We start from the raw sequence: 11,489 nt of genomic DNA, 5'->3' as shown, positions 1-11,489 counted from the left end.
CGACGAGCTCGACCGGCGGTTCGGGCACCGGGGGTTCACCGTGACGCCCCGCAGGGGCGAGCTGATCGTGTTCGACAAGCTGGCCCGCCCGCTGGCGCCAGTCTCGCGACGGCGACCACACACCAGGCCCGGGGATCGGAGCGGTCTCGCGGGGGTGGCACCGGAGAGGGATCTGACTCGCTGGCGTTCCCCACGCCGTCATGGTCCGTTGCGGATCACCGGTTGCCTAGATGTCGGACATATACCTATAGCTCTCTAGAGAGGCCGGCGGCGCCCCAGCTTGATCACCCATCCCAGGGGCCCCTGGAGATCGTGGATCGCGACCCTCCGGCATGCCGCGCGCCGGCGGTCCTCGGCCGTTGTGGCAAGCTCCTGAGGAATCACCCGAGATTGGCCTAAGCTGCCACGCATGTTCAGCAGGTCGAGTCCATTTGAGGGCCCATGACCGTTTTGGGCACCCGGCCGGGCGTCCGTCTTGAGGGCACGACCGTGGACCGCCGGAGAAGCCGGTGGTCGGTGCTGGCGCTGCTCTGCTTCAGCCTGCTGCTGATCGCCGTGGACGCCACGGTGCTGCACATCGCCGTGCCCGCCCTGACCGCCGCGCTGGAGCCGTCGGCGGTCGAGCTGCTGTGGATCATCGACGTCTACTCGCTCGTCGTGGCCCCGCTCCTGGTCACCTTCGGCACGCTCGGCGACAGGTACGGCAAGCGGCGCTTCGTGCTCGCGGGCTACGTGGTCTTCGGGGTCGCCTCACTGTCGGCGGCCTTCGCGGGCACCCCGCTCACCCTGATCGCCTCCCGGGCGCTCCTCGGCGTCGGCGGGGCGATGATCATGCCGGCCACGCTGTCGATCATCCGGCAGGTCTTCACCGACCGCCGCGAGCGCGCCATCGCCCTCGGCGTGTGGAGCGCGGTCGCCGCCGGTGGCGCCGCCGTCGGCCCTCTGGTCGGGGGCGTCCTGATCGAGCACTTCTGGTGGGGCGCGGTCTTCCTGATCAACGTGCCGCTGCTCGTGGTGGCGCTGCCCCTTGCCGTACGCCTGCTGCCGGAGTCGCCGGGGAACCCGGGCCACCGATGGGACGCGCCGAGCGCGGTGCTCTCGACCCTCGGCATCCTGTTCCTCGCCTTCGGCCTGAAGGAGGCCGGGCACGGCGCGACGCTGGGCCCCGGCCCCGCGATCATGATCCTCGTCGCGGGCGCCGGGCTGCTCGCGTGGTTCACCGCCCGCCAGCGCAGGCTCGCCCATCCCCTGCTCGACATCGGCCTGTTCGCCCAGCGCGGCTTCGCGGTCGGGGTCGTGTGCGTGCTGCTCTCGGTGTTCGCGCTGGTCGGCCTGGAGCTGATGCTCGCGCAGTACCTCCAGCTGGTCCTCGGGGACAGTCCCCTGCGGGCCGGTGTGCGCATGCTCCCCCTCATGGTCGCGGCCATCGCGGGCGGGCTCTGCGCCGCGCACATCCTGCGACGTCTCGGCCTGCGCGCGACCATGGCGGGCGGCCTCGCCCTCGCGGGGCTCTCCCTGGCGCCCACCATCGCCTGGGGCACCGAGCAGCACCCGCTCATGCTCTGCCTGTGCTTCGCCGGCATCGGCTTCGGCGTGGAGGTCGCGCTGCTCGCCGCCTCCGACACGATCATGGCGTCCGCTCCCGAGTCGCGCGCCGGCGGAGCCGCCGCGATCGAGGAGACGGCGTACGAGCTGGGCGCCGGCCTCGGGGTCGCCGTGCTCGGCACGATCACCACGATCGTGTACGCGCCGTCCGTGGGCACCGTGCCCGGGGTCGGGCCCCACGCGATGGGACAGGCCAGGGAGTCGCTCGCCTCTGCCGCCCACGTCGCCGGAAAGGTCGGCGGGCCCACCGGCGGCGCGCTGATGGAGGCCGCGCGGGCCGCGTTCGTCACGGCGCTCCACTCGACCGTCCTGGTCAGCGTCGCGCTGCTGGGTCTCACCGCGCTCGCCGCCGTGCTCCTGCTGCCACGTCGCGGCTCCACTCGCGCATGACGAAAGCGATACAGGGCAATTGTCTGTGCAACGCGGACCGACCCCGGGAGAATGGCAACCGTGAGACGAACCTTCCAGGATCTCGCTTCGCTGGCCGCCCGCCTGGGCGTCGGCGGCATCTTCTTCGCGAACGGCTGGCACAAGCTTGAGTTCGGGCTGACCGCGACGAGCGAGCAGTTCGCGAAGATGGACGCTCCCGGGCCCGGCATCTGGGCCGCCGCGACCATGCTCATCGAGCTCATCGGCGGGGCGCTCCTGGTCGCCGGCCTGGCCGTTCCGGCCTGCGGGCTCATACTCTTCGTCGAGGCGCTCGCCGTGTTCGTGCTGGTGAGCGGTGACACGGGCCTCCCGCTGACCGGCGGGGACATCAACCTCATCGTCGCGCTCGGCGCGGCGTCGGTGCTGCTGGCCGTCGTCGGGGCCGGGCGGCTGTCCATCGACCACCTGGTCGTCATCCGGCGGCGCGAGGCGGAGGCCGCCGACGAGATGGCCGCCGACGCCGAGGCGGACGACGTGATCTCCTCGTGGCGGGAGACCTCACGCGAGACCACTTCGCCCAAGGACGCCGCGCCCGCCGACGCCGACGTCAAGACACCCCCGAAGGGCCCGGTGACGTTCCCCGAGGAGAAGGCCGGGGCCGGCGACGCCGGCGAGGCCACCGCCCCGCGCAAGACGCGGCCCCGCCGTCCGGCGCGGCCCGCGGGCGGCGCGGAGGCGACCCCTGCCGAGGGCCCCGGCGACGCTCCCTCCGCCCCCGCCGACAAGCGTGACCGCCTGGTCGCCGGCGGACGGAAGACCACCACCGACACCGACGCCGGCTGAGCGCCGGACACCGACACCACCGGCGCCGGACTGGATCCCGCCCGCCGTCCACCGACAATTTATTTCTTCTAGAAAGTTACCGCGTTCGGTGGTGGGGTAGTCACCTGTTCGGAAACGCTTCTTCGAGAGCAGGCGACATTAACCGATATAGAAGACATCGCACTAGAGCGGGACCCGGGAAAGCGTTTAAAGGAGGCCACGCACATCCATATATTGGATTGCCCGAACGCAGTCACAAGGAGATCCCATGCGAAAGATAATCGTGTCCATGTTCGCGACCCTCGACGGCTTCGCCACGGGTCCTAAAGGGGACATGGCCTGGGTTACCGACCGTTTCGGTGAGGAAACCGGGAAGTACGCCATCGACCAGCTGTTCGCAGCCGATCTTCTCCTTCTCGGACGAGTCACCTATGAGATCATGGCCGGTTCCTGGCCGTCCATGACCGACGACTCCGGGTTCGCCGACCGCATGAACGAGATCCCCAAGATCGTGTTCTCCAGCACCCTCAAGGAGCCTCTCACCTGGAACAACGCGACCCTGGCGAAGGGCGACATCGCGCACGAGGTGGCGCGGGTGAAGAAGGAGCCGGGCGATGACATCCTCGTCTACGGCAGCGTCAGCGTCGTGCGCGAGTTGATGAGACTCGGCCTGGTCGACCGGTTCCGCCTCTGGGTCCATCCTGTCACGCTCGGGGGCTCCGGCGCCGATTCCATTTTCGACGGATACGACGAGAACGAGCTGAAGCTCGTCGACACGGTCATCTGCGATTCGGGGGTCGTCGTGCTCGATTACGAGCCGGTGACGACCTCCGGGAAATGACGACCGCCGCGCGCGGAGATTCCCCGACATAACCCCCTGTTCCCGTTAGTCCGGCTCGCCCGGAAATCGCGTCGCCTCGACCGGAAAGCGAGTGTCTCTCCGGCCGGGGGCGACGCCCGTGCGATTTCGTGTGATACCGAAAGTGACGGTATCGCCGCTCAAAGGGCCGGCCGCAGGGCGAGGCGGAGCCCGATGTGGGCGTAGGTGCCCAGCAGCCACGCCGCGCTGACGTAGGTCGACACGACGGAACCCCCGAAGATCTCCGCCACCACGGACACCGGGAACCACAGTCCCGCGAGCAGCGGCAGCCAGCGCGTCAGCCCCTCGTAGCGGCCGGTCACGGCGACGGCGACGCCCAGCGCCAGCATCCCGAGCTGGCTGAGCGGCCAGCAGGCGTCGAGGATCATGAGCGCGAGCGGGAGGTCGTCGTGGGTCGCGTAACCGAAGGAGAGCGCGTTCAGCAGGAACGCGCCGGGCAGCAGCACCAGCAGCCCCCAGGGGACCACCCGCCCCCACCGCCGGCCCGTCCCCCGGGTGGCGAGCACCACCCAGACCAGGGCGAAGACCCCCACGACGAACAGCATCCCGGTGACCGTGTCGAGCGTCTGGATACCCTCCTTGATCTTGTCGCCCACGACGACGATGCCGGTCGCCCAGGCCGCCGCCCCCACGGCGAGGAGCAGCCCGGCGACTCGGATCCGCGACGGTTCCACTTCCGGCCGCGGTGCGGCGGGGTCGTCCGGGTTGACGTTGCTTCGCATCACGCGAACGGACATGGTGGTCCTCCTTGTTCGGTCGGAGGACCACCGTCTCCGCCCGGCGTCCCGGGCGCCCAGGGAGCGAAGCCGCGCCAGGAGTCCTCGATCCTCCCGGACCACCGGGGACCGGTGTCCCGGGTGGAGCGGGACGCCGCTCCCGTGTCAGCGAGACCGACTTATGGCACGCTGCTCAGCATGTCCGGCATCTCTGGCGCGCACCGTCGCCCGCCGATGGGCGCGACGACGGTCGCGGCGTTGTGCGTCGCCGCCGCCGCGCTCGCCACCTGGGCGGACGTGGTGACAGGACCGGTGACGCGGCCGGATCCTCTCAACTGGGCCGTCTGGTCCTCGACGGTTCCCGGCGTGGCCCTCGCGGTCACCGGGTGGGTCCTCGCCATGCGCCTGCCCCGCCACCTCATGACCTGGCTGCTGCTCGTCGGCGGTGTGGTGGCGAGCGCCAACGGCCTCGCCGCGGCGTACGCGGTGCTGTCGCTGAGCCGGCACGGAGGGACGCTGCCGCTGACCCTGCCCGCGGTGTTCGCCGGAGCGCGGCTGGGGCCGCTGCTGAATCTGGTCGTGCCCCTGGTCCTGCTGTTCTTCCCCGACGGCCGGCTGCCGTCACCGCGCTGGCGGTGGGCCGCCGCGCTCTCGCTCGGCGCCACCGGTCTGGCCGTCCTGGTCTTCCTCACTGCCCCCTGGGAGACCCATTCCGCGGGAGGGCCGTTGCCGGGGAGCGGTCTCCCGCTTCCGCCCGTCCCCGGCCAGGTCTGGCGAGCCGCCATCGCCCTCACCCCGGCTTTGCTGGTGCTGAGCTTCTTCGTGCCGGTGGCGGCGTTCGTCCGGCGGTTCTGGGGGTCCTCGGGCATCCGCCGCGCGCAGCTTCGCTGGATGCTGCTGGCGGCGCTGCTGAACGGGGTCCTGATCCTGACGCCGCTCGTGGTCGACGGGCTGCCGCTGGACCTCACCTTCGTCGTCTCGCTGCTCGCGGTCGCCGCGGCCGTCCTGGTGGCGGTGGGACGCTACCGGCTGTACGACATCGATCCGGTGCTCGGCTGGACCCTCCTGTACGGCAGCCTCGCGGTCGCGGTCGTCGCGATCGACGTGCCCGTCTTCGTGGGCCTCGGCGCGCTCATCGACGAGCCGGTCGCGGCGGTCCTCGCGGCGGCCGTGGTCGCGATCGTCTACGCCCCGCTGCGCGCGCGCACGCGACGGTGGGTGAGCCGCGTCCTCACCGGGCGGGCCGAGCCGTACGACGTGGTCTCCGCGCTGGCCCGGCGGCTGGAGGAGTCCGTCGGGCCCGACGAGCTGCTGCTGGAGGTGGCCAGGGCGGTGTCGGCGTCGTTCCGCTCCCCGTACGTACGGGTCGAGCTGGACCGCGCGGACGGCAGGACCGTCGTGGTCGAGCACGGCTCCCCGCGCGCCGACGTGGTGGTCCTCCCGTTCGCGTACCGTGAGGCCTCGATCGGGCGGCTCACGCTGGTGCCGCGCGCGGGCGCGCCGCCATCCGAGTCCGACCAGCGGCTCCTCGCCGACGTCGTACGGCAGGCCGCCGCCGCCGTACGGGCGACGGCGCTGACCGAGGAGCTCCAGCACAGCCGCGAGCGCATGGTCACCGGGGTGGCCGAGGAGCGGCGCAGGCTGCGGAGGGATCTGCACGACGGGCTCGGCCCCACGCTCGCCGCCGCCGCGCTGAAGATCGAGGCCGCGCGCAACCTGACCGTGCGGGACGCCGGCGCCGCACGGGACGCGCTGGACCAGGTCAGAGGGGACCTGGCCACGGTGCTCGGCGACGTGCGGCGCCTCGTCCACGGCCTGCGCCCGCCGGCCCTGGACCAGTTCGGCCTCGCCGAGGCGCTGCGGCAGGAGGGCACCCGGTTCCGGGAGGGCGGCCTCGCCGTGCGCGTCGACGCGCGGGGAGACCTGACATGTCTGCCCGCCGCGACCGAGGTGGCGGCCTACCGCATCGTCTGCGAAGCTCTGGTCAACGTGGCCCGGCACGCGGGCGCCACCGACTGCGAGGTCCGCCTGACCATGACCGGAAGCGAGCTGGAGGCCGAGGTGGTCGACGACGGCCGGGGCGTCCGGCCGGGCGCTCTGGTGGGCGTGGGCCTGCTCGGCATGCGCGAGCGGGCCGAGGAGCTCGGCGGCCGGTGCACGGTGACCGCCGTCGAGACCGGCGGCACCCGCGTCCACGCGGTCCTGCCCGCGCGGGCCGGAAGCGTCCCGATGAGCCCCACCGGCGAAACCCTCGTGCCCCCCGGAGCGTCGCGATGATCCCCCGGGTGCTTCTCGCCGACGACCACCCCGTCTACCGGGACGGCCTGAGCATGATGCTCGCCTCCACCGGAGACGTCGACGTGGTGGGGACCGCCGCCGACGGGGAGGAGGCGGTGGCCCTCGCCGCCGAGCTCCGCCCGCACGTCGTCGTGATGGACCTGCGGATGCCCCGGCTCGACGGCGTCAAGGCCACCCAGCGCATCGTCACGGAACGCCCGGAGACCGGCGTGCTCGTGCTCACGATGCACGAGGACGACGAGAGCGTCTTCGCCGCCATGCTCGCCGGCGCGCGCGGGTACCTGCTCAAGGGCGCGGACCAGACCGAGATCCTGCGCGCCATCACGGCCGTCGCCAGCGGCGAGGTGATCTTCGGTCCTGCGCTGGCCGGGCGGGTGACGCGCTACTTCGCCAGGCTGGTCACCGCCCAGCCACCGAGGGAGATGCCGTTCCCGCAGCTCACGGCCCGCGAGCGGGAGGTGCTCGACCTCATCGCGGCGGGGCTGTCGAACCAGCGCATCGCCGAGCGCCTGTTCCTGGCGCCGAAGACCGTGCGCAACAACGTGTCGAACGTCTTCGCCAAGCTCCAGGTCGCCGACCGGGCCCAGGCCATCGTCCAGGCCCGCGAGGCCGGCCTCGGTCACTGACACCCGCGGCGACGGCGACGGCCTGGACGGGCCCGTCGGCCACGCGCCCCGGCCGATCGACGTGCCCGCGCTGTTCCCGAGAAGGGCCGGTGCGGCGCGAACTGGCCCTCAGTTCGGCCCGTCGCCGGTTCTTCTGGTGCTCTGGCGGATGGCGAGGCGGGGTTCGAGCAGGGTCGAGCCGGGGACGTCAACGCCTTCCAGCTTGGCCATCAGCAGCCGCACCGCCTGGTACCCGACGTCGGCGGCGGGGATCAGCACCGAGGTCAGCGGCGGGCTGGCCCGCTCGGCGACGTCGTCGGGGCAGATCGCCACCACCGACATGTCCTCCGGCACCCGCCTGCCCAGCACCCGCAGCGCGCCCAGCACGTGCCCGACCGCCGCCTCGTTGTGCACCACCAGCCCGGAGAGGCCGGGATGCCGCTCCAGCAGCTCCTTCACGGTCGCGCACACCTCGTCGAAGCTCTCCTCGCACGGCCAGGCGATCGTCGTCATGCCGTGCCCCTGACCGGCCTCGGCGAAGCCCTCCATGGTGCGCTCGGCGTACCCGGTGCCGCGCTTGTAGACGACGTTCGGTGCGCCGAGCAGCGCGATCTCCCGGTGGCCGAGCGAGGCGAGGTGGTCGGCGCAGACGGCGCCCGCCCGCGCGAAGTCGAGGTCCACGCAGGTGAGCCCGGAGGCGTCGGCCGGGAACCCGATCAGCACGCTGGGCTCCCCCAGCTCGCGCAGCAGCGGCACGCGCTGGTCGTGGATCTCCACGTCCATGAGCACCAGCCCGTCCACGAGCGCGCTCGCGGCGACGCGCCTGAGCCCGTCGGGGCCCTCGTCAGCGGTCATCAGCAGCACGTCGTGGTCGAACTGACGTGCTGTGGTCACCACCGAGGTGGCGAACTGCATGAGAACGGGCAGATGCATGCCCGCGCGCAACGGCAGGACCAGCGCGATCACGTTCGACCGCTTGCTGGCGAGCGCCCTGGCCCCCGCGTTCGGGTGGTAGCCGAGGGCGCGGACGCTGCGCATGACGCGCTGGCTGGTGGTCGCGGAGATCGCCCGCTTGCCGCTCAGCACGTACGACACCGTGCTGACGGCGACTCCGGCGTGCCTGGCGACGTCGGCGATGGTGACCGTTCTCAACGAGCGCCCCCCGTGGCTCCCCGCGCGGCTGCCTCCGCGGTTCTCCGTGCTGTCTTCTCGGCGGGTGCCGGTGTGAAGGCCAGCTCGCTCACCGTGACCCCCTCGTTCTCGAACACGACATAAAGATCATGCACCCCGGCGGCACCGGTCAGCGGGCACTCGATGCCGACGAGGTCGTACCTGCTCCTCGATGGTGCCACCGACACGGCGCCCACGACCTCCCCGAAGAGCGGATCGTCGAGCCGCAGCGTCAGCACGCCACCCTCGGTGCTGGCGACCGTCAGCTCGCACGCAGCGGCCCCACCGGCGAAGTCGACCTCACGGAAGGCGATCCACCCGCCGGGGTCGGTCCCCTGGACGGCGTCCCCGGTCACCCGGCCGGCGTCGCGGAGCACGATTCCGTCGTACTCGTCGTTGTCCGCCGCGTCCAGAGGGCGGGCGTAGGGATCGCGCGGGGGAATGCGCTCGCCGGCCACCGTGAAGCGCCCGCAGAGCCGGATGTCGCGCGCGGACCGGCCCACCAGCACCTTGTGCGGCGCGTCCTCCACCACGAACCGGCCCCGGGTGACGTCCCAGAACGCCAGGTCCGCCACCTCGACGGCCATGGTCACGGTACGGCTCTCGCCGGGCGCGAGCCGTACCCGCTCGAAGCCGCGGAGCCGGCGCAGCGGCTGCTTGACGCGGGAGCGCCGCTGGTGGGTGTAGAGCTGGACGACCTCGGTCCCCGGCCGCGTCCCCGCGTTGGTGACGGTGACGGTGACCGTCAGCACGTCGCCAGGCCCCACCGTCGCCGCCGACAACCGCAGGTCCGCATACGCGAAGCGCGTGTAGCCGCACCCGTGCCCGAAGGGGTAGAGCGGCGTGCCCCGGTAGTACAGGTAGGTCGAGTCGGTGGCGATGATGTCGTAGTCGAACAGGTCGGGCAGGTCGCGCGCCGAGCGGTACCACGTCTGGGTCAGCCTGCCCCCGGGGTCCTCGTCGCCGAACAGCACGTCGGCGAGCGCGTGGCCGTACTCCTGCCCGCCGTGCGACGACCACACGATCGCGGGCACGTTCTCCTCGGCCCAGGTCACCGCGAACGGGTAACCGCTGCTGATGACCAGCACGGTGTCGGGGTTGGCCGCGTGGACGGCCTTGACCAGCGCCTCCTGGGCCGGCGGCAGCCCGAGTCCGGCCCGGTCCTCGGTCTCCCTGCCGTTGACCAGCGGGTGGTCCCCGACGACCACCACGGCCACGTCGGCGCTCGCGGCCAGCTCGGCGGCGGCCTGGGCGCCGCTCTCGACGAGCTCCAGCGTCAGGACGGCCGCCGCGTCCGGGTCGTCGGTCAGCCGCAGCGTGCCGTCCTGCGCCAGACCGACATGGCGGCCGGTGGAGATGTGGCGGAGCGCCAGGGCGCCCCGGGGCCGCTCGTCCAGCCGGAAGGTCTGGCGCACCTCCCATCCGTTCGGACCGGGCTGGTCGTTGACGAGCAGGCCGTCGTCGCCGGCCGAGACGTACCGGCCGTTGGCGACCGCCCGCAGCGCGTACGCGCCGCCGCCCCAGTCGAACAGGTCGAACCAGGTGGCCCGCGCCTCGCACGCGGGCCTGACCGCGAGGGGCGCGCCTCCGTCCTCCCCTGCCGCCACGTACCCGCCCGCGGCGTGCAGGGCCACCCGGTCGACGCCCTCGCGGAACTCGGTGACGCACCGCTCGGCGAGCCCGGCGCGCGCCGTCACCGCGTAAGGAAGCGTCCCGCTGTACCAGTCCTCCATGAGGGTGTCGGCGAGCGGCCCGATGACCGCGATCCGCGCGGGCTCCCCCAGCGGCAGGATGCCGTCGTTCTTCAGCAGCACGATCGACCGCGTGGCGGCCCGCCGCGCCAGTGCCTGGTGCTCGGGGCGGTTCACCACCTCCTCGGTGATGTCGTCGTACGGCGTCGCGGGGTCGAACTCGCCGAGCCGGAACCGGATCGCCAGCGCGTGACGGACGGCGGTGTCGACGTCCCGCTCCTCCAGAAGGCCGAGGTCCAGCGCCTTCCTGATGTGGTTCAGGGTGTCGCCCGGCCGGTCGTCGTCCTGCGTGAAGCTGTCCAGCCCCGCCTTGATCGCCGCCGCGTACGCCTCCGGCGGGTCGTCGTAGTAGGCCTGCGGGCCCGTCAGGTTCGCCGGCGCGTGGCCGTCGCTGACCACCAGCAGGTCCTCGTCCGTCCAGGACCGCACGAGGTCGTTGATCAGCGGGCTCAGCGTGGCCGGGCGGCCGTTGACGAGGTTGTAGGAAGGCATCAGCGACACGGCGGCGCCGGACTCGATCGCCGGGCGGAAGGCCCTGAGCTCGTACTCGTGCAGCACCCGGGGCGGCAGGCCGCTGGAGGTGACGCACCGGTCGGCCTCGTTGTTGTACGCCAGGAAGTGCTTGAGCGTGGGCGCGGTCTTCATGGTCGGGAGGTCGCCGCGCAGGCCACGGGCGTAGGCGGTGCCCATGACGCCGGTCAGCCAGGGGTCCTCGGAGTACCCCTCCTCGTTGCGTCCCCACCTCGGGTCGCGCAGCGGGTTCACCACGGGCGCCCAGACGTTGAGCCCGGCGCCGGCGGGGTCCTTGTGGTGGAAGGCCACCACCTCGTCGCCCGTCGCCGATCCGACGCTGCGCACCAGTTCCGGGTCCCAGGTGCTCGCGAGCCCGATCGCCTGCGGGAAGACGGTCGCGGGCCCGAGCCACGCCGGACCGTGCAGGGCCTCGGTGCCCGTGCGGAAGGCGCCCAGCCCGAGCCTCGGCACCGCCGCCTGGTACTGGTGCAGCAGGCCGATCTTCTCCTCCAGGGTGAGCCTGCCGAGGAGGTCGGCGATCCGGTCCGCGAGAGGCCTGCCGGGGTCGCGGAAGGCGGCTGGCACAGGTTCGTTCATCTGGGGGGACCATCCTTCGCTCACCGAGGGGTGTATCGAAGCGCTTCGATGCCGAACGTTCTCTGGCGGCAACTCGGCGAGCAGCTCCATGATCTGGGCCTGCACGGTCACGTCGAGCGCGGTGGTCGGCTCGTCCGCGATCAGCACCTCGGGGTCGAGCGCG

The 11,489-nt window shown here is 72.3% G+C and carries 8 protein-coding genes; 5 read left to right on the top strand and 3 right to left on the bottom strand.

Features of this window, described 5'->3' with window-relative positions; translation table 11 throughout:
- Positions 1-441: 441 nt before the first annotated feature.
- The 3 genes from AB0B89_RS30875 (at position 442) to AB0B89_RS30865 (ending at position 3,637) form a co-directional block, all read left to right on the top strand.
- On the top strand, positions 442-1,995 hold the full coding sequence (locus AB0B89_RS30875; protein ID WP_358559841.1) for an MFS transporter: 1,554 nt from the start codon (positions 442-444) through the stop codon (positions 1,993-1,995).
- A gap of 60 nt (positions 1,996-2,055) precedes the next feature.
- The gene (locus tag AB0B89_RS30870; protein WP_358559839.1) at positions 2,056-2,817 is read left to right on the top strand and encodes a DoxX family membrane protein; all 762 of its coding nucleotides are present in this window, start codon (positions 2,056-2,058) and stop codon (positions 2,815-2,817) included.
- Positions 2,818-3,064: 247 nt separating this feature from the next.
- On the top strand, positions 3,065-3,637 hold the full coding sequence (locus tag AB0B89_RS30865; RefSeq protein WP_358559838.1) for a dihydrofolate reductase family protein: 573 nt from the start codon (positions 3,065-3,067) through the stop codon (positions 3,635-3,637).
- A 158-nt stretch (positions 3,638-3,795) separates the two neighbouring features.
- On the opposite strand, the gene AB0B89_RS30860 is transcribed toward AB0B89_RS30865, so the two are convergent.
- Positions 3,796-4,413, bottom strand: a complete 618-nt coding sequence (locus AB0B89_RS30860; RefSeq protein WP_358559836.1) for a hypothetical protein — start codon at positions 4,411-4,413, stop codon at positions 3,796-3,798.
- A gap of 177 nt (positions 4,414-4,590) precedes the next feature.
- Between AB0B89_RS30860 and AB0B89_RS30855 the strand changes: the two genes are divergently transcribed.
- Entirely contained in the window at positions 4,591-6,669 is a 2,079-nt protein-coding gene (locus AB0B89_RS30855; RefSeq protein ID WP_358559834.1) for a sensor histidine kinase, read from the top strand.
- Positions 6,666-7,316, top strand: a complete 651-nt coding sequence (locus AB0B89_RS30850) for a response regulator transcription factor (RefSeq protein WP_358559832.1) — start codon at positions 6,666-6,668, stop codon at positions 7,314-7,316. Before AB0B89_RS30855 ends, AB0B89_RS30850 begins: the two co-directional genes overlap by 4 nt.
- Positions 7,317-7,424: 108 nt before the next feature.
- Here the strand turns inward: AB0B89_RS30850 and AB0B89_RS30845 are convergent, their stop codons facing one another.
- Positions 7,425-8,447, bottom strand: a complete 1,023-nt coding sequence (locus AB0B89_RS30845; RefSeq protein ID WP_358559830.1) for a LacI family DNA-binding transcriptional regulator — start codon at positions 8,445-8,447, stop codon at positions 7,425-7,427.
- Positions 8,444-11,326, bottom strand: a complete 2,883-nt coding sequence (locus AB0B89_RS30840) for a glycoside hydrolase family 3 C-terminal domain-containing protein (RefSeq protein WP_358559843.1) — start codon at positions 11,324-11,326, stop codon at positions 8,444-8,446. Before AB0B89_RS30840 ends, AB0B89_RS30845 begins: the two co-directional genes overlap by 4 nt.
- Between the last annotated feature and the right edge of the window lie 163 nt (positions 11,327-11,489).

The organism is Sphaerisporangium sp. NPDC049002 (genome assembly GCF_040649355.1).
In the GTDB taxonomy this organism is placed as follows: domain Bacteria; phylum Actinomycetota; class Actinomycetes; order Streptosporangiales; family Streptosporangiaceae; genus Sphaerisporangium.
Note: the sequence above shows the minus strand (reverse complement) of the source record. Positions and strands in the feature narration are given on the sequence as shown.